We start from the raw sequence: 26389 nt of genomic DNA, 5'->3' as shown, positions 1-26389 counted from the left end.
CGGTTGAGGCAGAAAGGAACCCATGCAGGGCTTCGACACCGCCAATCCGCCATTCGACCGCCTGACGCATCAGGAGAGCGAGGAGCTCCGGGCCGGACTCGACATTGGGTACTTCGCGCCCGGCGAAATGATCATTGCCCAAGGGCGCTCCTCAGACACGCTGCACGTCGTGATCAAGGGATCCGTCGAGGTGCGGGACGGCAACACGATCCCGACCGTGCTCGGGCCCAAGGACAGCTTCGACTCCCGCGCCCTGGTGCACGGGGCCGCGGGCGAGAATTTCGTGGCGGCCGAGGAGACGCTCTGCCATCTCATCCCACGCCATATCGTTCTCGACCTGATCCGCCGTAACGCCGCTTTCGCGGCGTTCTTCTATGCCGACGTCTCGCGCAAGCTCGACGCCTTTGCGCAGCAACGGAAGGCGGAGGGTATGGACAGCGTCCTCCGGACACGGGTGTGCGATGTCCGGTATCGTGCCGCCGTATACGTCGACGGAGGGATCAGCATCGAGCAGGCCGGCCATTGCATGAGGGACAACGACATCAATGCCCTCTTCGTGCGGGATGGTCCACGCATCGGCGTCGTGACCGGCATGAACCTGTCGAAGGCGGTCGTTCTGCTCCGGCGCCCGCTCGAGGCCCCGGTGCGGGAAGCCTGCCACTTCGATGTCGTCTCGGTCGACCTCGACGACTTCGTGTTCGAGGCGCTGCTGCTGATGACGAAGCACGACAAGCGGCGCCTCGCGATCCGCTCGAATGGTGACTATGTGGGATTCCTGGAGGACATCGATATCCTCGGCCTGTTCGCGGGCAATTCCCAACTGATCCCGGGGCGGATTGACCGCGCGCGGAGCATCGATGATCTCGCCACTGCCGCCCAGGACATCGAGGCGCAGGTCGAGCGCCTTCACCGGCAGGGGGTGAAGGTCGACGTGATCGCCGAGATGACGTCCGACCTGAACCGGCGGCTGTTCAAGCGCGTTTTCGAGATGTCAGCTCCCCCGACGATCCGTGAGGCCGGCTGCCTGTTGCTGATGGGATCGGAAGGGCGCGGCGAACAGACAGTCCGAACCGACCAGGACAATGCCATCCTTCTGGACAGGGAGGTTCCGGTGTCGGATCTCGCCCGCTTCCGGGAGGCATTTTCGGGGGCGCTGGACCGGTTCGGGTTTCCGCCTTGTCCCGGGAATGTCATGGTTCGCAATCCGGTCTGGTCCCAGTCCCTGGACGACTTCATCCGCCAACTCAAGGCGTGGGTTCTCCGCGGTGATGCCGAGGCTATGATGAATATCGCCATCTTCCTCGATGCCGAGGCCGTGGCGGGCCCGGCGGACATCCTCACCCGAGCAAAGGAGGCGCTGTTCGCACTCATGCGCGGCGAGGCCGCTCTCCTGGCGCGGTTCGCATCGCTGATCGAGACCTTCGCGACCCCCAACCTGGGCGTTCTCAGCACTATCATGGCAACCGTCGGCGCCGGTCCGGACGAGATCAACATCAAGAAGGCCGGAACGTTTCCGATCGTACATGGCGTGCGCACGCTCGCGATCGACAAGGGCATCCTCGAGACGCCGACGGCAGCCCGGATCGAGGCCCTCGTCAGGGCAGGCTCCCTGGAGCCAACGTTCGGACGGGAACTGACCAGCGCCCTGCACGTCTTCATGGAGTTTCGGCTCCGATCCCAGCTCCTTGCGCTGCACAAGGGGGAACTTGGGTCGGAGGCCATGCTGCGCCTGGATAGGATCACCACCGTGGAGCGGGACATCCTGCGGGATGCCCTCCGGGTGGTTCGCCAGTTCCGCGAGTTGATCCGTAGCCGCTACAATCTCGGGGCATTCTGAATGCGGCGCTGGCTGCGCAACCTCTTCTATCGTGCGACGCTGGCGGACCATGCCTACCGATTCCTGTTCGAGCCCGGACCGGCGGACGAGGTCCTGGTTCTGGATTGCGAGACAACCGGGCTCAACCCGCGGATTGACGAGGTGATTGCCGTCGCGGCCATCGTGATCCACGGCAACCGCATCATGACGAGCGAGGCCTACAAGGCGATCATCAAGGCCGACAGGCTTCCGACCTCCGCCTCCATCAAGGTGCACCAGCTTCGGGCGCGTGATGTGGCAGAAGGCCGGCCTGTGCACGAGGTTCTCCCCGAGTTGCTCCGCTTCATCGGCGGGCGTCCCATCGTCGGCTACTACGTGGATTTCGATGTCCGCATGCTCGACAAGCATGTTCTCCGGTACATCGAGGCGAAGCTTCCCAATCGCCGCATCGAAGTGTCGGAGATCTATTACGCCCTCAAATACGGCGGTGCCCCACCCGGGACGGTGCTTGATCTCCGGTTCCAGTCGATCCTGGCGGACCTGGGCATTCCAAGCCTCGGGCAACACGACGCCTTCAACGATGCCCTCATGACGGCCATGATGTACGTGCAGCTCAGGGACATGCGTGAGCGAGGCGCTCGCATCGGGCGCGAGCGCGTCGTTCAGCAGGAGGCTCCGATCGGCGCTTGAGTTCAGCTCATGGAGCAAGATCGCGGTCTGGGCCATGAGGCTGGCATGTTGCCCGTCTCATCCGGGCAGTTCCTAGTGGTCGTTGGTGTCCAGTCGAAAGGCCTGGCTCCTCGTCCCTGGTGACGGAACTCGGGTCGACGCCGGATGTCCGGCAAAGGAACAGTGCCCCGGAACCGCTCGCGTGATGCGTCGGTCAGGATCGTGAAGCCCATCCCCTTGGGGGCGGTGGGACTCGTGCTCCCGATCAGCGGAGCATCATGCGGTTTCTCCGTAAAAATACGGAGTTTCTCTTTGCTCCCCATCAAAGGTACTGTCCTGAGACGCCATAAACTTCTTGGATAAACGTGACTCCAAATGATGACGAACAATCATGGAGGGAAACATGTCCAATTGCGCCAGCCATCAGTATCGGATGTACTCGTCCAGCCTTGACCTGATGATGAAAGAGGTCGCGCGGACGCTTGGCAACATCGATTTCGAGCATCAAGTCGAGTTGGAGAAAATCGAGAGAAGCGCCAGCACCAAGGAGCTCAAGCAATACATCAGGGAAAGACTCAGGGCCGCCCACCTTGAGAGGCGCCAGCCCTACGTCGCCCTGTTGAACCAGCTCTGGATGCAGCAACGCGGTCAGTCCTTCGCGGCCTGAACGCGCCGGTGCGCAGGCTGGTTCCGGTGCCGCGAGGTCCCATGCCTCGTCAGGTTACGACAGCCCGCCTCCGCACCGCCCGTCCCGAGTTGTCGAGTCGTAGCATCCTTCCGCGGCGGGACGAACGCACCGCCCGGATCCCGCAACGAATGAGGAGGACCGCACGATGGCCCACAATCCCATGATCCCCTTCCGTCCCAGCGGCGGAATGTTTCCCGGCGATCCCTTCCTCTCGCTTCATCGCGAGATGAACCGCCTGTTCAATGATGTCTTTCGCGGCACTGGCCTGCCCGCCTCGACCGGCGGCCAGGGCGATGTCGGCGCCTTCGTCAATGCCAGCATGAACGTGTCGGAGACCGACAGCGAAATCCGCATCACGGCGGAACTGCCCGGCGTGACCGAGCAGGACATCGACGTGAGTCTCGATGACGACGTGCTCACGATCCGGGGCGAGAAGAGGTTCGAGCGCAAGGACGACAAGGAGAACTACCATTTCATGGAGCGCTCCTACGGCAGCTTCCAGCGCTCGCTGCGACTGCCCTACGCCGTCGAGTCCGAGCAGATCCGGGCCAGCTTCGAGAACGGGGTCCTGACCGTGACCGTACCGAAGACGGAACGGCAGGAGCGCTCGCGGCGCATCCAGGTTCAAGGACGGGGCGCGACGGGTCAGGGCGCCACTGGCGGAAGCGGGGAGCAGCAGGCAACTGGCACATCGCCGCGATCGGACGACACAAGATCCGGCTGAGGATCGACCAACGTGATCGGGACCCTGTATCCGTGAAGCAAGGTCAGTGATCAGCCATCCCAGTCCAAAGCCACATCAGGCCGAGGATGGCGCCCGTGGCGCTGCCGCGCGGAATGATGAACCGAGATCAGTCTTGAGGGATGGCCATGTCCAGGATGAAAGCCGCCGTCTTCGTCGAGCCCGGGCGCATTGCCCTCGGTGAGAAGCCGATCCCGGATGTCGGTCCGCTCGATGCGCTCGTCCGCATCACCACCACCACGATCTGCGGTACCGACGTGCACATCCTCAAGGGCGAGTATCCTGTAGCCCGTGGGCTCACCATCGGGCACAGCGAGGCCTGCCTGTGCGGCTGCCATTCCCAGGACGGGGCCGGCACCAGGCACGGGTGGAAGCCGCTCGGCGGCTGGCGCTTCGGCAACACCATCGACGGCTGCCAGGCCGAATACGTGCGGGTTCCCGACGCCATGGCCAATCTCGCCTTGGTGCCGGACGGGCTGACCGACGAACAGGTGCTGATGTGCCCGGACATCATGTCCACTGGCTTCTCGGGGGCGGAAAGCGGTCGCATCCGCATCGGCGATACGGTCGCGATATTTGCCCAAGGGCCGATTGGCCTGTGCGCCACGGCGGGCGCGCGGCTGATGGGCGCGACCACGATCATCGCGGTCGGGAGCGTGCCCGAGCGCATGGAAATAGCGCGCCGCATGGGCGCCGACCACGTCGTCGACTTCGCCAAGGCCGATCCGGTGGAGGAGATCAGGCGCCTCACGGACGGGCGCGGCGTCGACGTCTCGATCGAGGCGCTCGGACGGCAGGAGACCTTCGAGGCGTCGCTGCGCGTGCTCCGTCCCGGCGGCACGCTGTCGTCGCTCGGGGTCTACTCGGGTGATCTCAGGATCCCGCTCGACGGCTTCCTGGCGGGCCTGGGCGATCACACCATCCGGACGACGCTTTGCCCCGGCGGCAAGGAGCGCATGCGGCGGCTGATGGGCGCCATCGCGGCGGGCCGTGTCGACACGCGTCCTCTCGTGACGCATCGCTTCACGCTCGACCGGATCGAGGAGGCGTACGACCTGTTCGCTCATCAGCGCGATGGCGTCCTGAAGGTGGCGATCACGCCATGAGCAACTCTCGGATGGATGCCGCCAGCGGTTTGCTCAGGATCAAGGCGTGCATCCGATATCGAGCGCTTGATGGTCGACGACAGCTCCGGCACGCGGCCGTGTCGGGGCACGCGGAAGGAGAGGGCGATGATCAAGGACATCATGGTGCATCTCGACGGCAGTCCCGAGGACGAGATCCGGCTTGAGCACGCGCAGGCGCTGGCATCGGCGAATCGGGTCCAACTGATCGGGCTCTTCACCAACCAGCTTCCCGATCTCACGGTCGCCATGCCCATGGATGGCGGCGCGGCCGCGATCCAGGTCCTGACCGAGCTTCAGGACCAGGCCATGCGGGACGGTGATGCCAAGGCCAAGTGGCTGAAGCAGCGATGGGCCGGCCTTCAGGTGCCGAGCGAGCTGCGCCGGTACGACGAGCCGTTCGGCGTATTGACCGGAAAGGTGGTGCAACAGGCGCGCTGCGCCGATCTGTTCGTCGCCACGCGGCCCTACGGCGCGGCCAAGGCAGCGGTCTGGCCGGACCTGGTCGAGGCAGTGCTCTTCGGCAGCGGGCGCGCCTTGCTGCTCGTGCCGCCCGGCCGCCACCGGCAGGGCCCGATCGAGACCGTGCTGGTTGCCTGGAGCGGCACCCGCGAGTCGGCCCGCGCCCTGCGTGAAGGCATGGAGTTCATCGAGCAGGCCTCACGCACGGTGGTCCTGGTCGTCGATCCTCCGGCGGACAGCAAGCCCTGCACGGAGCTGACGGCTCATCTCGCGCACCACAATGTCGTTGCGGAGGTCGTCACCGCCGAGAGCGAGGACCGCTCCATTGCCGAGGTCATCCTCGATGAGGCGCGCCGCATTTCCGCAGACCTCGTCATCATGGGGGCCTACGGCCACACCCGCCTGCGGGAGCAGGTGTTCGGCGGCGCAACGCGCGACATGCTCACCGCCTCGGAAATCCCGATCCTGGTGGCCCATTGAGGCGGGCCATGTCGCCGGGGAGCTGACATGCCCGTGCAGGCGGGAGCGGCATCGAAAGCCCATGGGACGGGCGTCGCGGACGGCATGCCCGCGCACCCGCTGGGTCTCGACGAGGCCGAGGCGCAGCGCCGCCTCGCGCGGCATGGTCCCAATGCCATTGCGGCGAAGCACTCCCGCGGCCTGATCGACATCGTCCGCGGGATCCTGCGCGAGCCGATGTTCCTGCTCCTGCTGGCCGCGGCCGGGCTTTACCTAGTGCTCGGCGACATCGGAGAAGGCCTGTTCATGACGGCCGGCGCCGTCGTGACGATCGGTCTCGTGGTGTTGCAGGAGGTCAGGAGCGAGCGCGCGCTGGCGGCCCTGCGCGAGCTGGCCGAACGGGGATGTCACGGTAACTTTTGGGCAGTGGCTTGTGGCTTAAGTGCTCGTGCATGACCAAGCCCATCAGCTATAAGCGCCATCGGTTCCCGCCTCAGATCATCGCCCATGCGGTTTGGTTATACTTCCGATTTCCTCTGAGCCTCCGGCTCGTCGAGGAGATGTTGCTCGAGCGCGGCATCCTCATCTCCTATGAGACCGTCCGCCGGTGGGGGAAGAAGTTCGGACCAGAGTATGTCCGGCGCCTTCGTCGCAAGCCGCCACGCCCAAACGACATTTGGCATCTGGACGAGGTCGTCATCAGCATCGCTGGCAAGAAACACTGGCTCTGGCGGGCTGTCGATCAGGACGGGTACGTGCTTGACGAAATCGTCCAAGGCCGCCGCAACACCAAGGCGGCGAAGCGCCTGCTGACCCGGCTGATGAAGAAGCAAGGCGTGGCACCCAAGCGCATCATCACCGACAAATTGGCCTCCTACGGGGCCGCCAAGCGGCAGGTCATGCCAAGGGTTGAGCATCGGTCCCATAGGGGCCTGAACAACAGGGCTGAGAGTTCCCATGTACCTCTGCGAAAGCGGGAGTGGGTGATGCAGGGCTTTCGGTCCGCGGGCGGATTGCAGCGGTTCACATCCGTCTTTTCAGCCGTCAGAAACCTGTTCGTTCCGCCCCGCTCGCACCAGTCCGCCCTCGCCACCCACCTTCACCGCCTCCAGGCCATGGCCGCATGGAAAGCCGCGGCTGGAGTTCTGACCTGAGATCACTGAGGCAAGGCGTCTTGCGACCTTCTCAGGTTAACGTGACAAGCCCGGCCGAACCGTTTGCCCGCGTGATCCGCCGCGGCCACTGCGTCCTGACACAGCCTGGCACGACAGGCGAAATCCGTCTCGTCAACCAACTCTTCGGTCTTGCGGCCTGAGTGCCCCATTCGGCAGGATTCGCTTCGCCCTTTTCAGGTTAATGCAACAAAACCATCGATCGCGCCGTTGACCGACCGCCCGAGATTTTCGAACTCGTTGTCGACACTCGGTGCGGGAAGCGGCTTGTCCGGATTGGTGGCCTGATAGCCAGAGAAGCTGTAATCACGCTGATACTTGGTTGGGTCGGCCATCACACCCTCAATGCTTCGAGTTACTGACATGCGTCCGGGCGTCTTGTGATACCCAGCGTGGATGGACTTGCCCTCGCGCGCGTGTCGACATCTCTTCCGCGAGGCAGAGGTTATGGAGCTCATTGCGGAACATACGGGCGAACGCCTTCATGTTCGGCAAGAAATCCGGTGATCGGGCTGCTCGATTAGCGTCATCTGCGGCCCGGTAACAAATCAAGCCGAGCAGAACCGACACCCCTGTGACGATACTGACTCTGGGGCACTCGTCAGGCAGTCGACGCATGGCGGCGGCATATGCCTCGACGGCGGCAACAAGAAGTCGATCGCGTTGTGCTCTCGAAGGCCTATACATTCCTCGCCGCGACATCTGGAGGTCGAGCGAGTACATCGCCTCGGAAAGTGCTGACGCAGTCTCTTGGCTGCGGCTTACCTGTTGAAACAGGTAGATGACGTTTTCGACGACGTCGTCAAAGGCAACTTCTTCGGGTGTAGGTGGATCAAAGTCGACGCCCTCATCACCACGGAGATCGGAATTGTACTTTGGCATTTCGCTGACACTCGCTCTGAACTCGGCTTTAATGAGAGTAGTCAGCGTGGGCGTGCGAAAAAATATAGGCTAATAGGCCTCCAATTCGCACACCCCAAAGGTGGAGGTGGCCTTCCCACTCTCCTCTGGAGCCCGCATACTTGCTCGCAGTATTCGCCACCGCAGAGGCGTCGGGACAATGATCGAGACCTTCCAGCGCATCGACGAGCAGACAATGTCTCTCGTGCGGGGGTTCGCGCGTCAGTATGGGTGCTCCAACGAGGTGGCGCTGAGGTTCCTGCTCAAGATCGGAAAGTATCCTCAAGAGGCCGATGAGGACGATGAGGCCTATGCGGCTCGGCTCGATCGGCTGCCGGATCCGGACGTGAAGGTCTACCGAGGCTTTCAGGCGGCGAACGACGTCTGAGACGCTCGGGTCGAAAGTTCCAGCCGAGCGCGAATTTCTAGCGCCGTGGGGCGCAGGCACCGGGTCGCGCGCCGGACTATCCCCTAGGCCCCGGGTCCGGCCTCCGGCCACCAGATGCCACACATCCATGTCCGGCCCATGTCTTTCCTCAATCGACTGGTATTAGCGGTAATAAATTGCTGCAGGGGAATGGGCTTGCATAGACCGACCGCCGGACGCTTCGCGTATGATCGTGCTGAACTCTGGGCCGATGGTATCGTCCACGGCCTTGGCATCGTTCTAGGGCTTATTGCCGTTGCGGTGCTCGTGATCTCAATCCTGCCGGATCCCTCTCCTTCGGAGCTAATCCCAGCCCTGATCTACAGTGTCGGGATGATGACGGTGCTAGTGATCTCGGCCGCCTATAACATGTGGCCGATCTCGCCGGTGAAGTGGTGGCTACGCCGCTTCGATCACGCGGCAATCTATGTCCTGATTGCGGGCACCTACACGCCGTTCCTGACACGCATGGGCAGCGCACTCACGCCGCAGATCCTTATGATTGTTGTCTGGGTGGCGTCCCTAATCGGGATTCTCCTCAAAGTCGCACTACCTGGCCGCTTCGATCGGCTGTCGATTGGCCTCTACCTCCTGATCGGCTGGAGCGGGGTTGTCCTATGGGACCATATCCTCGCGCTGCCGACTGCAACCCTCGGGCTGCTCGTCGCCGGTGCCGTTCTATATACCGTTGGCGTGATCTTTCACATATGGGACAGCCTGCGGTTTCAGAATGCGATCTGGCACGCTTTCGTGCTGGTCGCGACGGCCTGCCACTACGGCGCGGTGCTCTCCTCCTTCGCCCTTATACAAAGCGCATGACGACGTAGCCTCAGCCTCTGGTTCAATATGGGTACACTCAAGTTGAACCAATGCGACGAGGCTTGCCGATGCCATCGATCCATAGGGAGTGCAGAGCAATGAAAAGGGCTGCGACCGTGAGGTTGAGGCTACTGATCGCGTGTCACAGAACTCCGGAAGGGTCATCCGTCTCCGTTCCACTGTAGTCTTAATGATCTTCACGAAGATGGAGTAACATAGGGTGGTGTCGATCCTCGTGAGGAGGTGCGCGATGGAGGACAACGTTTGGCGTCCGGCGCATCTGACGCCGGAGCAAATGGAGGAGCGTCGCCTGGAGGCCGCGAGGCTGTTGCGGCAAGGGCAGCTTTCTCAGGCCGGGATCGCCCGGCACGTGGGGGTCAGCCGCGCCAGTGTCTGCCGCTGGGCCGCCACCCTGGCCCAGGATGGCCCGCGCGGCCTGCAAGCGCGCCCCATTCCAGGACAACTCCCTCGCCTCGATGAGAAGGCCTGGACCCGCTTGGGGCGGCTGCTGGACCGGGGTGCCATCGCGGCGGGCTTTGCCACCGAACGGTGGACGCTCGCGCGCATCGCGGCCCTGGTCGAGCGCGAGTTCGGGGTTCACTATCATCCGCGCTACCTGGAGCGGCCGCTCAAGGCGCACGGCTTCAGCGTGCAGCGCCCGGCCACACGGGCCAAGGAACGCGACGAACTCGTGATTGCGGTCTGGCCCAAGCGCGAGTGGGTGGCGCTCAAAAAAAGGCGCGGCGGGAGCGCCGGACCCTCCTGCTCGTGGATGAGACAGGCCACAGCTTCCGGGCGCGGCCGGCCACGACCTGGGCGCGACGCGGGCTGACCCCGGTGCTGCGGCGGGTGAGCAAGCGACGCGAGGTGTCGAGCATCGTGGCGATCACGCCGGATGGGAGGCTGTATGCGCGCCATTTCCGCATGAGCATCTCAAGCTACTGTGTCATCCAGGCGCTGCGCTTCTTCCGCCGCAAGGTCGGCACGCCGCTGCTGGTGGTCTGGGATCGGCTGAATGCCCATCGCTCCCGAGCAACCACCATTTTCATTGCGGCACACCCGCAGGACTACGCGGTGGCCCATCTGCCGGCCTATGCACCAGAGCTCAACCCGGAGGAGCAATGCAATGCCCTCGTCAAGCGCGCGATGGCGAACGCGCTCCCTGGATCAGTCACCGATCTACACCGCTTGGCCCGCCGCGAATTCGGTCGCTTGCAAAATCAACCCGAAATGATCGTCAGCTTCTTTCGGCACGCAGGTCTGTCTGTTGCAGGCCTTCCGTGAAGATCATTAGACTATCCAAATTTGGTTGTTCCAACGATCAACAGCCACTCTTCTGGAACAGAGATGCTTTAGCAATGGAACGTCCTGAATGAGTAAGGTCTGGTGGAACAATGGCTCCGCGCGAAGAGGCCGCTATCACGATCAAAGCAGACCTTTACACGGCCGCGTTTAAGGACCGTGGTTGACCCGGTGCTAACTTTCCGGCTGATGCCGTAGGAACCAGGCAACTCATTGTTTGAAGCTTGGTTGGATATGCTGCCTGTGCGTTTAGAAGGGCGCTTCCAAACGCAATATCGAAAACTCTTGGCCCATCTCCTCCACAATCTCGACCGTCAGGTTCTCCTGTCGAATGTTGCGGGGCAGGTAAGCGCGAAAGTGTCTGGCGACCCGGTGAGCCTTGTGACAGGCGGTCTCCAGATCCGGGAGATGGTGGATCTCGAACTCCTGCACAAAGCAGATGCCACTGGATGCATTAAAGATGTAGCGCGGCATGGTCTGTTCCTCGGGCCAGCGCTGTTGTGCGCCGCTGTTGGACGCTCCGCCATCAACCAGGTTAAGTTCCGGCCCCGTTCTGGGCTTTATCTCGGGGCCAGCCCTTGGTTCTCCCGAAGCCCTCGGTCCGGTGCGATCAGTTCGAAGACCGCCTGCTCGTCCGGAATCCCCTGTAGCGTGAAGGTTCCGAGCTGCCTTGTGGTGTCCGCTGGAAAGCAGGCCGCCACCTCCCGAGACCACACCGCGGCCGAGTTTGTGCTCTTGGCAACCGCCTCTAGCCGGCAGACAAAGTTGACCGTGGGCCCTACCACCGTGAAGTCGAGCCGATCCGGGCTGCCAATATTGCCGTAGATTACGGAGCCGACGTGCAGGCAGCCGACAAAACGCAGCCCTCCGATCTGCTCGGCTTCGAACAAGGCGGCCTCCAGGGCACGACGCGCGCGACCGCTCGCCTTCTCCCGTTCGCCATCCTCAACCGGAAAGATGGCCAGCACGCCGACGCCGATGAACTTCAGCACGTCCCCGCCCTCGGCCCGCACCGCCGTGACGACTACCTCCTGGTATTGGCCAAGGCGCTCCAGGAGTTCATTGGGAGGCAAGTGTTCCGACAGAATGGTGTATCCACGCAGGTCAGTCAGCAGCACGGCGGCTTCGATGGCCACCTGATCACCGCGGCGGATGGCGCCAGCGGCAATGCGCTCGGCAGGGCCGTCGCCAAGGTAGGTCCGCAGCAGGCTCTCGGCAGACCGGCGCATCGCGGCCGGCTCCAGCGCGGCCGCTAAAAAGGGACTAAGCTTTTCGATCAGCGCGATGGCCTCCGGAGTGAAGCGGTCGGGAGCATCGGTTGTGAACGAGGATCCTTGCACCGAGCCATCCCCATAGACGATCGGGAGGGCCAGATAATCGGTGCTGCCATCCGCAGCGAGCTCGAACAGCACCGGATGGTCATGGACTGGGTCGAGGTTGCGCAGGGAGCGGTAGAAGCGGGTCCGCGTCTTGACGACGTGCTCGAAGGGGCTACCGGTGTAGGAACTCGTGGCCAGGACACTGCGAGGGACAGTGTAGTCCGTGCCTCCCGTTCCGCGCACCCAGATCACGCCCCAGGCGCTGAGCAAGGGATTGATCAGCCGCTGCCCGACCCGCACCCGCCAGAGCGGGATCCCAGCGGTCACGAGCCGATCACAGACTTGGGCGACGATCTCGACCGGGGGCAGGGCCACGCGTGCCGTGCCGACCAGCCAGGTGGCGACTTCGAGAATATCGAAGTCCAGGATCCGCTGATGGGGCATGGCGTATCACACCTGTGCGTTGCCGATGCCGGAAGGATGCAGTTACACTCGTTTGGAGTGCGCCTGACGATTATCTGGCCAGACCCATGACGACACAACCCTGCGCAAGGGCCCTCCTGGCACTTCTCGCAAATCGACCAAATGTCGGCTCAAGCGGAGAACACCGGACGTTCTTAAGAGGCACAGATCATCGCCTTCTGACCCACACCGGACTTGCGATGGGCGCCGGGGTGATCAACTCAGGCGGCTTGTAGGGCTTGCATCAAGTTACGGGCAAAGCTCTCGCTCGCGGGTGGGAGTGTTCGCCCCGCCTTCTTAATGAGCGAAACCTCACGGGTGAACCTTGGATCATCCACGGAGCGTGAGCGAAGGGTCCTTTCAGCGCGAACCTCCATGGCGGATCCGGGCAGGATGGCGGCCCCCAGTCCTGCCCGCACCATTCCCACCGCGGTCGACATGTAGGTGGCCTCGGCAGCAACGATGGGCAGCCGACCCGCCGCAAGAAACGCTGCATCCACCACGGCACGCACACTCGTGGCCGGGTGCATCAGAATGAGCGGGTGCTCCACGAGCGTCTCTGCATCAACCTGCTTCAGGTCTGCGAATGGATGACCGATTGGGTAGACGACGTGCATGTGATCCTGCGTCGTGTGCAGCACCTCGAACTCGGGATCGACGACGCGGCCGCCTGTGAGCCCAAGATCGACCTGTTCTTCCTGTACTTGGGCAATGACACCGCTCGCGATCACATCGTGGATCACGAACGAGACCTTCGGGTGCTCGTCCCGGAACCGCGCGATGATCTCCGGCAGGACACCCGCGGCAAACGATGGCAAGGCGGCAAGCCGAACGATGCCGTGCCGCTGCGCGGCCACATCCCGGGCCTCGGCGACAACAGCATCAAGGTCCCGCACGATGCGCTGCAAAGCCGGGATGAGCTCCCGGCCCATCCTCGTGAGGGAGATGGTGCGGGTATTGCGGTCGAACAGGCGCACACCCAAAGCGTCCTCCAGATTGCGGATCTGCACCGTGAGCGCCGGCTGTGACAGGTTCAGGAGGCCGGCAGCCCGCGTGAAGCTGCCAAGCTGGGCCACGGTGATGAAGGCACGGATCTGGCGGAGATCAGGATTCATAAACGTAGCCTATTACTGTGATCCGATCATTTCAATTGTGTGATCACCGGGCTCGATCTCTAATGCGCTGGAGATCCGGAGAACCCTATGAGACAGATCAGGATCGGCGCAGGTGCAGGCTATGGCGGCGACAGGATCGAGCCGGCCATTGAGCTCGCCGAGAAGGGTGAGCTTCAATATCTAGTGTTCGAGTGCCTTGCCGAGCGCACCATCGCTCTGGCCCAGCAGGCCAAGCTCAAGGACCCCGCCGCCGGCTACGATCCGCTCCTGCCGGATCGGTTGCGGGCTGTTCTCCCTCTCTGTCACAGCAAAGGCATTCGGATCGTGACTAATATGGGGGCCGCCAACCCCGTTGCGGCCGCCGAGCGAACCCGTGCGGTTGTCCAGGAGCTTGGGCTGACGGGACTGAAGATCGCGGCCGTCACGGGCGATGACGTTCTACCGTCGCTGGCGGGTGGTGATTACCGGATCGAGGAAACCGGGGGCACGCTCAGCGAACTCGCCAACCGCATCGTGTCGGCTAATGCCTATATCGGCGCACAATCCATTGCGGAGGCGCTCGCGCAGGGCGCCGACATCGTCATTACAGGCCGGGCCTCAGACCCATCTCTCTTCGTCGGTCCCCTCGTTCACGAGTTTGGCTGGGGGATGGAGGATTGGCAGCGGCTTGGGCAGGCCACGTTGATCGGGCATCTGCTCGAATGTGCCGGGCAGGTGACGGGCGGGTACTTCGCAGATCCCGGCTACAAGGATGTTCCCGATCTCGCCCGCCTGGGTTTTCCCATCGGCGAGGTCAGCGAGGACGGATCGGTCGTCATCACCAAGGTGGCGGGCTCGGGTGGACGGGTTATGCCCGCCACCTGCAAGGAGCAGATCCTCTACGAGATTCATGACCCGGCCCGGTACCTCACCCCGGACGTGATTGCCGACTTCTCGCACGTCATCGTCGGGGAGATCGGGCCTGACCGGGTCCGCATCCAAGGCGCTGCCGGCAGCCCCAGGCCAGAGACTCTGAAGGTGTCCATCGGGACAATCGAAGGCTTCGTCGGCGAGGGCCAGATCTCCTATGCGGGCCCAGGGGCCCGCGCCCGCGGAGTACTGGCCCTCGACATCGTCAAGGAGCGCCTTGCGCTCACCGGTGTCCGCGCTTCCGAGCTGCGCTTCGATCTCATCGGCGTCAACTCACTGCACGGCGACAGGCTCTCAGCCAACGGCAACCGCCCTGAGCCGTATGAGGTTCGCGTGCGGGTCGTGGGGCGCACTGAGAGCCTGGAGGAGGCCGTGCGGATCGGCAATGAGGTCGAGACCCTCTACACCAACGGACCCGCCGGCGGGGGCGGCGTGACGAAGTCTGCCCGCGAGGTGGTGGGCATCCTCTCCACCTACATCCCGCGCGATCTGGTCCAGCCCGCTGTGCATTACGTGGAGTGCTGAGATGAAGCTCCGTCAGATCGCTCACTCCCGCACCGGCGACAAGGGCAACACATCCAGCATCTCGGTGATCGCCTATGACGACCGAGATTACCCTCGGCTGCTCCGGCACGTCACGCCCGAGCGCGTCAAAGCCCACTTCGGTGACCTCGTAGCCGGCGAGGTGATCCGCTACGCGATCCCGAGCCTTGGAGCCCTAAACTTCGTCCTGCGCCAAGCGCTGGGTGGCGGCGTGACCCGCTCGCTGATCCTCGACACCCATGGGAAGAGCCTGAGCTCCGCCCTGCTCGATCTTGAGCTTCCCGACGAACCCCACACCCACGAAGCGCCAGCCCAAGGCGACGTCATTTAACCGAGATTTTGGAGGAGACGACCATGAGAGTGAAGACTTGGACTGCTGCCCTGACCCTTGCCGGGACCATGCTGGCTGCCTTGCCCGCCGCAGCACAGCCCTATCCGACCCGCACCATCAAGTTCATCGTCCCATTTGCTGCCGGCAGCGCCACGGACGCGCTTGCTCGCATCGTGGGTGAGCATGCCTCCAAGACGCTCGGGCAGTCGATCATCGTCGAGAACATGGCCGGTGCGAACGGCAATCTAGCCGCCCAGAACGTGGCCCGGGCCGAGCCGGACGGCCATACCGTGCTGATCACCACGAATACGACGCATGGGGCCAACCAGAGCCTGATGAAGAACGTACCGTACGATGCCATCAACAGCTTTGAGCCGGTGACGAAACTCGGCACCATCACGCTGGCGCTCATCACGAACCCGTCTGTGCCGGCTAAGAACGTGCAGGAACTCATCGCCCACGCCAAGGCAAAACCTGGGGAGCTGACGTTCGGCTTCGGCTCCAGTTCGTCGCGTATCGCCGGCGAGATGCTGAAGTCCCTGGGCGGTGTCGACATCCAGGGTGTGCCTTACCGGAGCAACCCGCAAGCCATCACCGATCTCCTCGGCGGGCAGATCAACATCATCTTCGCCGACATCTCGACGACGCTGCCGCAGGTGAAGGCCGGCAAGGCCACGGGCCTTGCCGTCTCGACCGCCAAGCGCAGCACGCTGGCTCCCGAACTGCCGACCATGGAAGAGGCTGGCGTGAAGGGCTACGACCTTGCCGCCTGGTTTGCTGCCTTCGTGCCGGCCAAGACGCCCAAGCCCGTCGTCGACAAGCTGCGCGAGGCACTGGTGGCCGCCGTCAACGACAAGACGACCCAGGAAAAGCTGCTCACGGCTGGCATCGAGGCGGAGACCAGCACGCCAGAGGAACTGAAGGCATTCGTCGGCACCGAGATCAAGAAATGGGCCGACATCGTCAAGGCGGCCGGCATCCAGCCGGAATAACGATCCCTGCCAACAACATGGTACCAACGGGAGGATGAGATGAAGCGCAGTGCCTTTCGGTTCCTCACGACTGTTACGTGGCTTGGAGCAGCCTCATTCGGAGCGCTGGCCGAAACACCGAGCGAGGCCAGCAAGCCCGACTGGCTCCGGTCCGTGCAGAGAACTGCGCTCGACGGACAGTCCGATGATCTCGCGACGGCAGGCCTCGGTATTGCTGGCATGACCGACAAGGCGCCGGCGCCGGGATATGCGGACAAACTTCACCCGACCGCGGCCGAGTTGAGACGCGCGGCCTTGTTCTCTCGTGGCTCGTCGGGGGGAGGGCTTCGGGCGGCTCTACGGGCCGAACATCGATCCACGCACTGGAGCAGCGTTCCCGGATGACGGCAAGATTGCCGGCACAGAGTATCTCGCCTATGCGGATGATGACGACGGTCGTCAGAATGTGGCGATGCTCGTGCAGGTGCCAGCCTCCTTCCGGTCTGAGCGGCCGTGCATTCTGGCCGTCCCTGTCAACGGATCCTCAAGCCTGTATCGCGACATCGTTGATTTCGGGTACTGGGGCCTGCGGCGGGATTGCGCTGTCGTGTACACCGACAAGGGAGCTGGTAATGGCGTGCACGATCTGGAGACCGACACGGTCAATCGCCTCGATGGTACTCGAGCCGACGCAGCGGAAGCTGGCCGGGAGGCACATTTCAGGGCTGCTCTGGACGAGACTAAGCGTCAGGAGCTCCTGAAGGCGTTTCCCCACCGCATCGCCTTCAAGCACGCCCATTCAAAGCAGAACCCCGAGACTGGTTGGGGCCGGGATGTCGTGCGGGCGATCCAGTTCGCGTTCTACCAGCTCAACCAGGATGCCCGTGGCTCAGGGGACGGTCCTTACCTGACCCGTGACAACACACTGGTGATCGCCACCGGCAGTTCCAATGGCGGTAGGGCAGCCCTGTACGGTGGTGAATACGACAAGGAGGGCTGGATCGACGGCATCGTGGCCGCCGAGCCTCAGGTGCAGGTGCAGCCTAACAATGCGGTGATGGTCGAGCGCGGGGGCACCAAACGGCCGGGCACGGGCCGGACGCTCCTCGACTACTTCACCACGGCGATCCTGTATCAGCCCTGTGCCGCTGTGGCGACGCCCGATGCGCCCCGGCGTGAGAAGCTCGCATTCGCAGAGAACCGGTGCCGGTCACTCAAGGAGAAGGGGCTGCTCTCGAGCGTGACGGTGGAGGCTCAAGGCAATGAGGCCCTTGCAAAGCTGCGGGGCTATGGCTGGGAGCCCGAGTCTGACGTCTTGCACGCCTCCCACTACGACATCGCGCCAGATGCTACGGCCGCCAAGTACGTAAGCGACCATGGTCGCTTTGGTGTCGAGGACCGGATTTGTGGCCTCAGCTATGCCGCCGCAGACAAGGACGGCCGGCCAATACCGATCCCTGCGGACGTGCTGGCAACCATCTTCGCAACGGCACCGGGAGGTGCTCCTGTCGGGCCGGTCGACATCATCAACGATCTTGATCCTGCCGGCCCGCGGCGCAGTGCCGTTTCCGCCTCTGCCTCGACCGGACGTCGGGACTACAACCTGGATGGAGCGCTCTGCCTTCGGGAACTCGCGACCGGCCAGTCAGCCAATGCCCAACGGGTTCAGGCGGGCAATCGCGAGTTCCTCGCATCCGGTGATCTTCATGGCAAGCCGACCATCATAGTGCATGGTCGTGCGGACGCGCGCGTTCCAGTCGGCTTTACGTCCCGTCCCTATCTTGCTCTCAACAGCCTCGTCGAGGGTGATCGGAGCCGGTTGCGCTACGTCGAGGTGGCCAACGCGCAGCATTTCGGAGCATCCGAGCCAGGCTATGACACTCGGTTTGTGCGGCTGACGATCTACCACTTGCGTGCATTGGAGCAGATGTACGCGCACCTGACGCAGGGATCCCCTCTGCCCGATCATCAGGTGGTGCGCCCCACGCCCCGAGGCGGGCAGCCCGGACAGGCTCCGTCCTTGGAACCGAAGAACATCGCTTCGATCGCGGCCAAACCGGCCGATGCCGATCGCATTCACGTGGAGCGTGGGCGAGCCATCATCCCGGACTAACACGACAACACGAAAGCAGGTCAGCTCGCACTGAGAGTTTCGTGATCCGGGTTGGCAACGAGGTGAGATCCGTCTCCGACAAACATGAACCGATAGGACGGAGCAGTGATGAAGGTTCAGATGAGGCACAAAACTACGAGGCCTCATTCAGTCCATCGCAAGGGAGGGGCGGCAACCCTGTCGCTCCTTGGCATTTCGTTCCTGGCGACCTCCGCTGCGGCAGAACCCTGCGAAGATTTGAAGGTGCTCTCGCTTGCCAATACGACCCTCGAGGCTGTTGAACCTGTTGCCGCTGGCGCTTACACACCGCCTGGCACGACAAGCCCGATCAGCAATCTCCCCGCTTTCTACCGGGTACGTGGTGTAACAAGCCCTGTTCCAGGTTCAAAGATCGGCTTTGAGGTATGGCTCCCGCAGACGGGCTGGAACGGCAAGCTCCAGATGTTCGGGAACGGAGGATACAGTTCTGCCATCCCGTATTCGGACCTTGGAGCCTTGCTCAGGACTGGCTACGCCACTGTTGGGACCGACACGGGTCACACGGGTGACGATCCCGATTTCGCCATCGGGAAGCCGGAATCCATCATCGACTGGGGGCATCGGGCCGTCCACGAGTCGGTGACGAAAGCGAAGGTCATTACGTCGGTCTTCTATGGCCGTCCTGCCCGATACTCGTACTTCTCCGGATGCTCGACGGGCGGGCAGCAGGCGTTCATGGAGGCACAGCGCTACCCGGACGACTTCGACGGCATCATCGCAGGTGCTCCTGGCCATAACCGCACGCACCTGAATGCGGGCTTCCTCTGGCAGTTCATTCAGAACCACCCGCCCCAGAACAACGAAAGCCAGATCATCCCGTCCTCCAAGCTGGCCCTCATCGCGAAGTCTGCGTTGGCTGCGTGCCGAAAGCAGAATGGAGCAGAGGCAGGAGGACTTGCGACAGATGAATACCTGAACGATCCGTTCTCGTGCGACTTCGACCCGGCAGCGATCCAGTGCAAAAGTGGGGACGGCTCCGACTGCCTCACGGCATCCCAGGTCGACGCCTTGAAGAAGATGTATGCGGGAGCGAGAAACCCGCGGACGGGCAAACAAATCTACTTCGGGTGGCCCGTCGGCAGCGAGAACTCCGGCCTGGCCAACCCGAAGCTGCCGGGGTGGAGCCTGTACTGGGCGGACCCGAAGAACGCGGCAGTTCCGTCACGGCTGAACTTCTGGCAGCATTGGGCCTTCGACAATCCGAACTGGAACTGGTGGGATTTCGATTTCGACCGCGACATGGAGGCGGTTGATGCGAGGCTCGCTCCTGTCATCAATGCGATGGATCCTGATCTGGAGCAATTTCGCCGGCGCGGCGGCAAGCTGATCCACTACCATGGACTTGCCGATCCTGTCGTGCCCGCACTCGACTCCGTCAGCTATCACGGGCGTGTGCTGGAGCATCAGGCGCAGCGTCTCGAAGAGCAACCCGGCTCGACCCAGGTCGCGAGGCAGACGGGTGACTTCTACCGCCTCTTTCTGGCTCCGGGTCTTGAGCACTGCCGCGGTGGGCCAGGCGCCAATGTGCTGAAGGTGCAGGAGGCCCTGGAGAACTGGGTGGAACGAGGTGTTGCTCCTGATCAAGTGGTCGCCACGAGGTCCGTGAACAATGCGGAGGCGCAAGGCGTAGCCTTTTCGCGTCCTCTTTGCCCCTATCCGCAGAAGGCCCGGTATGATGGCAAAGGAAAGCCGGATGATGCAGCCAGCTTCATCTGTGTAGCCGATGGGCCCCGCCGAAATCTCCCCAACCCAGCTCCTGAATATTTGCGGTAGTCCTCGTTGCCAGCGGACTGATGGAACTGGCCCGGAGGGATTCTGAGAACTCTTCGGGCCGTCTTGTCTAACACAAGGAGGTTCTGCAAGCGCCTGCCCCGAAGATTAGGCTGCGAACCTGAAAGGTCGCATCCTGGCACTTGCCGGAAGTAGGCGGAATATCCGCTTCGGATAGGAACATCGGACGTTCCTGTCAGTAAACGAACTTCACTGCCTGACCCAGAGCTGCCCTAGCCTCCGTAGCGTCACTTGCGCAGGCCACAGTAGTGGCTCTCGACCGGCGTCGGCATGCCTGACCGATCAGGAACTGCCTCAGCCGGCCCACATAGTAGCGGGACTGCCGGGCTTGCGATGCATCAGCCACGAGAGCTGAGGAGGAACGCTCATCGATCGGCGGAAAATGGCTGACAAATTGCTGTGGGCAGCTATTGTCCGCTCGAGGCCTCCGCAATGCGGAGCCGTCCGCATGTCCCAGAGCCTGAATGACCTCGGGCCGTTCTGGCGAGGTAAGCCTGATCATGTCGACGACGTCGCAAGCGAGCATCAACGCCGTGCTCGAAACCGCTGTGCCCGTGGCTGCGGGCGAGGAAGTGAAGGCAATTGCGCTTCAGCATTTCGGCATTCGCGGCGAGCCGACCCGACTGCCGGGCGAGCGGGACAGCAACTTCCACATCAGGACGGAGGAAGGCGATCACTTCCTCCTGAGGATCAGCAATCCTGTCGAAGACCGTCAGGTGACGGATTTCCAGACCAAGCTCCTGCTGCATATCGAGCAGACCGATCCCTTGCTGCCTGTGCCGCGGATTGTCAGATCTGTTGAAGGCAGGTCCGAAATCGTCCTCACGCTTCCGGGGCAACTGCCGAGCGTCGTGCGCCTCTATACGTTTCTCCAGGGCGAGCCCCTGCATAAAACGCCGCCCAGCCGGCGCCAGCGGCGGAACATGGGCGGAGTGCTCGCCCGGATCGATCTCGCCATGCGGGAATTCCAGCATCCGGCTTCCAACCACGAGCTAATGTGGGACATGAAGCATGCCCACCGTCTGTGTCCCCTGCTGGTGCATGTCGAGGATCCGCAACGGCGTGCTCTGGTGGAGCGGTTCCTCGACAGATTCGAGCAATTCGTGCTACCCGCCATGCCGAACCTGCGCACGCAGGTCATCCACAACGATCTGAACCCGCATAACGTGCTCGTGGCGGAACGCGATCATGACCATGTGACCGGCGTGATCGACTTCGGCGATGCGGTGCTGGCCCCTCTGGTGAACGATCCCGCGGTCGCCGCGGCCTATCGGAATGCGGATGCCGGGCATCCGCTTGAAACGGTCTCCGAGTTCATTGCCGGATACCATGCTGTCCTTCCGCTCGACGACGCCGAGTTCGAGATCCTGTTCGACCTCGTGGTGACCCGCATGATACTGACGGTGCTGATCACCAGCTGGCGCGCCGCCATCCAGCCGGAGAACCGCGAATACATCCTGCGCAACGCGCCGTCAGCCTGGGCCGGGTTGGAGCGCTTCGCCGCCTTGGACCGCGCGGAAGCGCACGCCTATCTTCGTCGAAACAGCCGCCCGGAGTGACCGATGTCCATGATCAACGCCTATGATCCTGCCAAGGCGGCCGATGTGGCCGTACGCGAGCAGGAGATGATCGCCCGTCGCCAGCGCCTGCTCGGGCCAGCCTACCGGCTGTTCTATGCCAACCCGGTCCATGTGGTGCGCGGGGAGGGCGTGTGGCTCTATGATCCCGATGGCCGGGCTTATCTCGACGTGTACAACAACGTGGCGTCTGTCGGCCATTGCCACCCGCACGTCGTAGCCGCACTGTCCAGGCAGGCGTCCATCCTCAACACCCATACCCGCTACCTCCACGACATGGTTCTCGACTATGCCGAGAAGCTTCTCGGCTATTTCCCCATCGAGAACCCGCAGGTGATGTTCACTTGCACCGGCAGCGAGGCGAACGATCTGGCCTTGCGGGTGGCGAAAACTCACACGGGCGGCACCGGGGTCATCATCACCGACTTCGCCTATCACGGGGTCACGAGCGTCATCGCCGAGATGTCGCCCTCGCTCGGCGCCGGGATGCGCTTGGGGGATCACGTGCGCACCGTGCCTGCGCCGGACCATTATCGGTCGAACGGGCAGGATGTGGGCGCGGCCTTTGCGCAGCATGTTCGCGCCGCGATCGACGACATGAGGGCTCATGGCATCAAGCCCGCCGCGCTTATCGTCGACACGATCTTCTCGAGCGACGGCGTGTTCTCGGATCCAGCAGGCTTCCTGAAGCCGGCGGTCGAGGAGATCCGCAAAGCCGGCGGGATTTTCATCGCGGACGAGGTCCAGCCCGGCTTCGGCCGCACAGGCGACGCCATGTGGGGGTTCCAGCGCCATGGGATCGTGCCCGATATCGTGACCCTCGGAAAGCCCATGGGCAACGGTCATCCCGTGGCCGGCATGGTGACGAAATCTGAGATTCTCGCCGAGTTCGGGAAGCGCGTGCGCTATTTCAACACCTTCGGCGGCAACCCCGTCTCCTCGGCGGCCGGCATGGCCGTGCTGGAGGTCATCGAACAGGAGGGACTGGTGGAGAATGCCCGCCGCGTGGGCACTTATCTCCGGCAGGGCCTTCAGGACCTGGCGAACCGCCACCCGATCATCGGCGACGTGCGCGGGGCCGGTCTGTTCGTCGGTGTGGAGCTGGTGCGGGACCGTGCCACAAAGGAGCCCGCCACGCAGGAGACGGCGGCCTTCGTGAACGGCCTGCGCGAGCGGCGGGTGCTCATCAGCGCGACGGGACGTGCCGCCAACGGCCTGAAGATCCGTCCGCCGCTGGTCTTCTCGAAGGCGAACGCCGACCATTTCCTCACCGCTATGGAGCAGACACTCGAGCAAATGGCACTCTGATGGGATCGGATGTTGTCGCAGGCAGATAAACGATCGGCGACAGGCTCTGCCGCCGGTCGCCGACCGCTCCGACGAACCTGCCGGTTGCGGGATCAGACTGGTCCGTTCTTCAGGAGCTGTTCGCGGCCCAGGCGGAAGGCGGCCGCGCGGCGATGCCCTTCGAGGCCTTCGCTCTCGCTCTGGCGGCAGGCAGGCGGCGCAACGGCCGCGACTCCGCGCTCGTCGAGCCACTGGTGGGTGCAAACCTTCACGTAAGAGCCGACCCAGAGTCCCCCTGTGTAGCGGCCGGCGCCCATGGTCGGCAGCGTGTGATTGGTGCCGCAGCATTTGTCCGAATAAACCACGCTGGAGAGTGGCCCAATGAACAGCGAGCCGTAGTTGCGTAGCTTTTTGGCGGTCGCATGCGGATCGCGCGTGTGCACCTGCAGGTGCTCGGCCGCGATAAAGTCCGAATAGGCGATCATCGCCTCCTCGTCGGCGCAGACGGCGATCTCGCCATAGTCGCGCCAGGCGGGGCCGGCAACATTCGCGGTGGAAAGGTTCTGAAGCTGACGCTCGACTTCCGCGCGAGTGGCCTCGGCCAGTTCCCGGCTCGTCGTGATGAGGCCCACGCGGGTGCGGATGTCGTGCTCGGCCTGTGCCAGAAGGTCCACGGCGATCATTTCCGGATCGCCTGTCTCGTCGGCCACAACGAAGATTTCGCTGGGGCCGGCGAGCTGGTCGATGCCCACAGGGCCGAACACCTGGCGCTTGGCCTCGTTGACGAAGGCGTTGCCGGGGCCGACGATCTTGTCGACGACCGGCACCGTCTCCGTTCCATAAGCCATCGCGGCAATCGCCTGCGCACCGCCGATGCGGAAGATCCGGTCGGCGCCCGAGAGATTGCAGCCGGCGATCATGGCCGGGTGGGCCGTCGGTGGAAGGCAGGCGATGACCTCCTCGCAGCCAGCGACTTTGGCGGGCACGATCGTCATAATCGGAGCGGACAGGAGGGGATAACGCCCGCCAGGCACGTAGGCGCCGACGGTTTTGATCGGGATCACGCGGTGCCCCAGATGGAGGCCGGGCAGGGCTTCGATCTCAAGGGGCAGGATGGTGCCAAGTTGCGCCTGTGCGAAGGCGCGGACACGCTCGATGGCGAACTCCGTGTCCTGCCGGGTCTGCGGATCGAGGTTGCGCACGGCCTCGGCGCGCTCCTCGTCGGTGACTTCGAAAGCGGCCACATCCACCCTGTCGAACGCGTTGCCGTATTCCCGCACAGCCGCGTCCCCCCGCGTCCGCACGGCGCCGATGATGTCACGAACGGTGGCTTCGATCTCGCGGTTGTCCGTGTCGGCGTCGCGCTTCGGGGCTTTGAGATGTGTGACCTTCCCGGTCGGAGTCGACATCGATCGTAACATTGTTTGTTCCTTTTGACGGGTCTCAACTCTCGATGATGTCGTGGCGCTTCTCAATTGGCCCCGACCCTCTTGTTCAGTATTCTAACCATGCCTAAGATGGTGAAACTGCAGCCTGTTACCACGCCGGACTCTCATCGGGTCTCGCCGGGGCGAGGCCCTCAAACGAGGAAGAGGTAGGCATGCCGAAGATCGGGACCCGGCTTAGAGAGCTTCGCCGCCGGCGAAATCTCGGAGTCCGTGAGGTGGCCTTGAGATCCGGCATCTCACATTCCTCGATCTCCCTTATCGAGCGGGACCGCATGAGCCCGTCAGTCGACACGCTCAGCGCCATTCTGGATGCTCTCGGCACCACCCTGACGGGCTTCTTCTCGGACCTGAACTCCGCTGTGCGTCACTCGCCGTTCTACGAGGCCGATGAATGGGTCGAGATCGGCAAGGCGCAGACGATCTCGTACCGCATGTTGGGCATGAACCATCCCAACCGGCAGATCCTGATGCTGCATGAGACTTATGCGGTCGGAGCCGATACGGGAGAGCCATTCTCCCATTCGGCGCAGGAAGCCGGAACAGTGCTGCACGGTGCCGTCGAGGTCACGGTGGGCGACGAATGCCGCGTGCTCAAGGCGGGCGATGGCTATTATTTCGACAGCCGCATGCCCCACCGCTTCCGGAACGTTGCCAACGAGCCGAGTACCATTCTCAGCGCCGTCACACCACCAACCTACTGACCTTCAAATTGACGGAGGCCAACTGGGTCGACGTTTAATATTTTCACCGCGACGGAGCCAAGCCGCTTCCAACTTCGACCGCGGATGTGCTTGCCTGCCGGAGGCGCTAATAACCAGAGAGGGATCCAAACATGACACTCGCCAAGAAACTGACGTTCGCCGCCTGCCTCACGGCTCTCGTCGCGGGCGCGGCCATCACATCGGCTCAGGCTCGCGATCTCACCGTGGTGTCCTGGGGCGGCAACTACCAGGACGCGCAGAAGAAGATCTATTTTGAGCCCTTCGCCAAGAAGACCGGCAAGCCGGTTCTCGACGAGAGCTGGGACGGAGGCATCGGCGTGATCGCGGCCAAGATCAAGGCCGGCGTGCCGAACTGGGACGTGGTGCAGGTCGAGTCCGAGGAACTCGCGCTCGGCTGCGCGGACGGCTATTATGAGAAGCTTGATTGGAGCAAACTCGGTGGCAAGGACGCCTACCTTCCGGCCGCCGTCAACGATTGCGGCGTGGGTGCCATCGTATGGACGACCGCCCTCAGCTATGACGCGAACCGCCTGAAGGAAGCGCCGCAATCCTGGGCCGACTTCTGGGACACCAAGAAGTTCCCCGGCAAGCGCGGCTTGCGCCGTGGTCCGAAATACGCGCTCGAGTTCGCCCTGATGGCCGACGGCGTGCCTCCCGCCGATGTCTACAAGGTGCTGGGTACGCCGGAGGGCATCGATCGCGCGTTCAAGAAGCTCGACGAGTTGAAGCCGAACATCGTCTGGTGGGAATCGGGCGCTCAGCCGCTGCAGCTCCTGGCCTCCGGCGAGGTGGTCATGACCACCGCCTATAACGGCCGCATCTCGGGCATCAACAAGACCGAAGGCAAGAACTTCAAGGTCGTGTGGCCGGGCAGCCTCTATGCCATCGACAGCTGGGTGATCATGAAGGGCAGCCCGAACAAGGACGCCGCGATGGACTTCATCGCCTTCGCGAACGTGCCGGAAAACCAGGTGAAGCTGCCGGAATATATCGCCTACGGCCTTCCGAACAAAGCGGCTGCAGCCGCCGTGCCGGCAAACCTGCAGAAGGATCTGCCGACCGCGCCTGAGAACCTGGCTGGCTCGGTGCCGCTCGACGCCGACTTCTGGATCGACAACATCGAGGAGCTCAACAAGCGCTTCAACGCTTGGCTCGCAAAGTAACGGCGAGACAATCCATGCA

General features: G+C 63.2%; 28 protein-coding genes. 22 read left to right on the top strand and 6 right to left on the bottom strand.

The window, feature by feature from the left end; translation table 11 throughout:
- Window positions 1-22: 22 nt before the first annotated feature.
- From JO965_RS44085 to JO965_RS44050, 8 genes are all read left to right on the top strand, one after another.
- Window positions 23-1837, top strand: coding sequence for a DUF294 nucleotidyltransferase-like domain-containing protein (locus JO965_RS44085; RefSeq protein WP_203447881.1), 1815 nt, complete (start codon window positions 23-25; stop codon window positions 1835-1837).
- Window positions 1838-2506: a 3'-5' exonuclease gene (locus JO965_RS44080; protein WP_203447880.1), complete on the top strand. Its 669-nt coding sequence runs from the start codon at window positions 1838-1840 to the stop codon at window positions 2504-2506.
- 382 nt (window positions 2507-2888) lie between these two features.
- The gene (locus JO965_RS44075) at window positions 2889-3152 is read left to right on the top strand and encodes a hypothetical protein (protein ID WP_203447879.1); all 264 of its coding nucleotides are present in this window, start codon (window positions 2889-2891) and stop codon (window positions 3150-3152) included.
- 166 nt (window positions 3153-3318) lie between these two features.
- Entirely contained in the window at window positions 3319-3897 is a 579-nt protein-coding gene (locus tag JO965_RS44070) for an Hsp20/alpha crystallin family protein (protein ID WP_203447878.1), read from the top strand.
- Window positions 3898-4043: 146 nt separating this feature from the next.
- The gene (locus tag JO965_RS44065) at window positions 4044-5021 is read left to right on the top strand and encodes a zinc-binding dehydrogenase (protein WP_203447877.1); all 978 of its coding nucleotides are present in this window, start codon (window positions 4044-4046) and stop codon (window positions 5019-5021) included.
- A 126-nt stretch (window positions 5022-5147) separates the two neighbouring features.
- Window positions 5148-5981, top strand: coding sequence for a universal stress protein (locus JO965_RS44060; protein ID WP_203447876.1), 834 nt, complete (start codon window positions 5148-5150; stop codon window positions 5979-5981).
- A 27-nt stretch (window positions 5982-6008) separates the two neighbouring features.
- The gene (locus JO965_RS44055) at window positions 6009-6416 is read left to right on the top strand and encodes a cation-transporting P-type ATPase (protein ID WP_246777324.1); all 408 of its coding nucleotides are present in this window, start codon (window positions 6009-6011) and stop codon (window positions 6414-6416) included.
- Entirely contained in the window at window positions 6413-7114 is a 702-nt protein-coding gene (locus JO965_RS44050) for an IS6 family transposase (protein ID WP_203447875.1), read from the top strand. Before JO965_RS44055 ends, JO965_RS44050 begins: the two co-directional genes overlap by 4 nt.
- 194 nt (window positions 7115-7308) lie before the next feature.
- Here the strand turns inward: JO965_RS44050 and JO965_RS44045 are convergent, their stop codons facing one another.
- Both JO965_RS44045 and JO965_RS44040 read right to left on the bottom strand, forming a co-directional pair.
- Complete coding sequence (locus JO965_RS44045; protein ID WP_203447874.1) at window positions 7309-7467, bottom strand: hypothetical protein; 159 nt, start codon at window positions 7465-7467, stop codon at window positions 7309-7311.
- 7 nt (window positions 7468-7474) lie between these two features.
- The gene (locus JO965_RS44040) at window positions 7475-8014 is read right to left on the bottom strand and encodes a hypothetical protein (protein ID WP_203447873.1); all 540 of its coding nucleotides are present in this window, start codon (window positions 8012-8014) and stop codon (window positions 7475-7477) included.
- Between the two features lie 178 nt (window positions 8015-8192).
- On the opposite strand from JO965_RS44040, the gene JO965_RS44035 reads away from it, so the two are divergent.
- The 4 genes from JO965_RS44035 (at window position 8193) to JO965_RS44020 (ending at window position 10562) form a co-directional block, all read left to right on the top strand.
- Window positions 8193-8420 carry a hypothetical protein gene (locus JO965_RS44035; RefSeq protein WP_203447872.1) on the top strand — a complete coding sequence of 76 codons (228 nt, stop codon included), beginning with the start codon at window positions 8193-8195 and terminating at the stop codon, window positions 8418-8420.
- 189 nt (window positions 8421-8609) lie between these two features.
- Window positions 8610-9278, top strand: coding sequence for a hemolysin III family protein (locus JO965_RS44030; RefSeq protein ID WP_203447871.1), 669 nt, complete (start codon window positions 8610-8612; stop codon window positions 9276-9278).
- A gap of 250 nt (window positions 9279-9528) precedes the next feature.
- Window positions 9529-10110 carry a winged helix-turn-helix domain-containing protein gene (locus JO965_RS44025; protein WP_203447870.1) on the top strand — a complete coding sequence of 194 codons (582 nt, stop codon included), beginning with the start codon at window positions 9529-9531 and terminating at the stop codon, window positions 10108-10110.
- Window positions 9996-10562, top strand: a complete 567-nt coding sequence (locus JO965_RS44020) for a transposase (protein WP_371827044.1) — start codon at window positions 9996-9998, stop codon at window positions 10560-10562. Before JO965_RS44025 ends, JO965_RS44020 begins: the two co-directional genes overlap by 115 nt.
- A 267-nt stretch (window positions 10563-10829) precedes the next feature.
- Here JO965_RS44020 and JO965_RS44015 read toward each other — a convergent pair whose 3' ends face one another.
- From JO965_RS44015 to JO965_RS44005, 3 genes are all read right to left on the bottom strand, one after another.
- Window positions 10830-11054 (bottom strand): hypothetical protein, encoded by a 225-nt coding sequence (locus JO965_RS44015; RefSeq protein ID WP_203447868.1) that lies wholly within the window; start codon window positions 11052-11054, stop codon window positions 10830-10832.
- An 86-nt stretch (window positions 11055-11140) separates the two neighbouring features.
- Window positions 11141-12343 (bottom strand): adenylate/guanylate cyclase domain-containing protein, encoded by a 1203-nt coding sequence (locus JO965_RS44010; protein WP_203447867.1) that lies wholly within the window; start codon window positions 12341-12343, stop codon window positions 11141-11143.
- Window positions 12344-12582: 239 nt separating this feature from the next.
- On the bottom strand, window positions 12583-13476 hold the full coding sequence (locus tag JO965_RS44005; RefSeq protein ID WP_203447866.1) for a LysR family transcriptional regulator: 894 nt from the start codon (window positions 13474-13476) through the stop codon (window positions 12583-12585).
- Between the two features lie 87 nt (window positions 13477-13563).
- On the opposite strand from JO965_RS44005, the gene JO965_RS44000 reads away from it, so the two are divergent.
- The 8 genes from JO965_RS44000 (at window position 13564) to JO965_RS43970 (ending at window position 23058) form a co-directional block, all read left to right on the top strand.
- Window positions 13564-14910: an acyclic terpene utilization AtuA family protein gene (locus JO965_RS44000; RefSeq protein ID WP_203447865.1), complete on the top strand. Its 1347-nt coding sequence runs from the start codon at window positions 13564-13566 to the stop codon at window positions 14908-14910.
- Window position 14911: 1 nt separating this feature from the next.
- Window positions 14912-15259 carry a hypothetical protein gene (locus JO965_RS43995; protein ID WP_203447864.1) on the top strand — a complete coding sequence of 116 codons (348 nt, stop codon included), beginning with the start codon at window positions 14912-14914 and terminating at the stop codon, window positions 15257-15259.
- A 23-nt stretch (window positions 15260-15282) separates the two neighbouring features.
- Window positions 15283-16251, top strand: coding sequence for a tripartite tricarboxylate transporter substrate binding protein (locus JO965_RS43990; RefSeq protein WP_203447863.1), 969 nt, complete (start codon window positions 15283-15285; stop codon window positions 16249-16251).
- Between the two features lie 39 nt (window positions 16252-16290).
- The gene (locus JO965_RS49130; protein WP_256451961.1) at window positions 16291-16635 is read left to right on the top strand and encodes a D-(-)-3-hydroxybutyrate oligomer hydrolase; all 345 of its coding nucleotides are present in this window, start codon (window positions 16291-16293) and stop codon (window positions 16633-16635) included.
- Window positions 16556-18343, top strand: a complete 1788-nt coding sequence (locus JO965_RS43985; RefSeq protein ID WP_256451960.1) for a D-(-)-3-hydroxybutyrate oligomer hydrolase — start codon at window positions 16556-16558, stop codon at window positions 18341-18343. Before JO965_RS49130 ends, JO965_RS43985 begins: the two co-directional genes overlap by 80 nt.
- Window positions 18344-18463: 120 nt before the next feature.
- Window positions 18464-20155 carry a tannase/feruloyl esterase family alpha/beta hydrolase gene (locus JO965_RS43980; protein WP_203447862.1) on the top strand — a complete coding sequence of 564 codons (1692 nt, stop codon included), beginning with the start codon at window positions 18464-18466 and terminating at the stop codon, window positions 20153-20155.
- A gap of 518 nt (window positions 20156-20673) precedes the next feature.
- Window positions 20674-21732, top strand: a complete 1059-nt coding sequence (locus JO965_RS43975; protein ID WP_203447861.1) for a phosphotransferase — start codon at window positions 20674-20676, stop codon at window positions 21730-21732.
- 3 nt (window positions 21733-21735) lie between these two features.
- Window positions 21736-23058, top strand: a complete 1323-nt coding sequence (locus JO965_RS43970) for an aspartate aminotransferase family protein (protein ID WP_203447860.1) — start codon at window positions 21736-21738, stop codon at window positions 23056-23058.
- Between the two features lie 92 nt (window positions 23059-23150).
- Here JO965_RS43970 and hisD read toward each other — a convergent pair whose 3' ends face one another.
- On the bottom strand, window positions 23151-24446 hold the full coding sequence (hisD, locus tag JO965_RS43965; RefSeq protein WP_203447859.1) for a histidinol dehydrogenase: 1296 nt from the start codon (window positions 24444-24446) through the stop codon (window positions 23151-23153).
- A 191-nt stretch (window positions 24447-24637) separates the two neighbouring features.
- On the opposite strand from hisD, the gene JO965_RS43960 reads away from it, so the two are divergent.
- Together JO965_RS43960 and JO965_RS43955 are read left to right on the top strand one after the other, a co-directional pair.
- Window positions 24638-25186, top strand: coding sequence for a cupin domain-containing protein (locus JO965_RS43960; RefSeq protein ID WP_203447858.1), 549 nt, complete (start codon window positions 24638-24640; stop codon window positions 25184-25186).
- A gap of 131 nt (window positions 25187-25317) precedes the next feature.
- Window positions 25318-26370, top strand: coding sequence for an ABC transporter substrate-binding protein (locus JO965_RS43955; protein WP_203447857.1), 1053 nt, complete (start codon window positions 25318-25320; stop codon window positions 26368-26370).
- Window positions 26371-26389: the final 19 nt, after the last annotated feature.

The sequence above is a fragment of the Microvirga sp. VF16 genome, from assembly GCF_016864375.1.
In the GTDB taxonomy this organism is placed as follows: Bacteria; Pseudomonadota; Alphaproteobacteria; order Rhizobiales; family Beijerinckiaceae; genus Microvirga.
The sequence above is the reverse complement of the archived record's forward strand: the minus strand, read 5'-3'. Positions and strand labels throughout refer to the sequence as shown.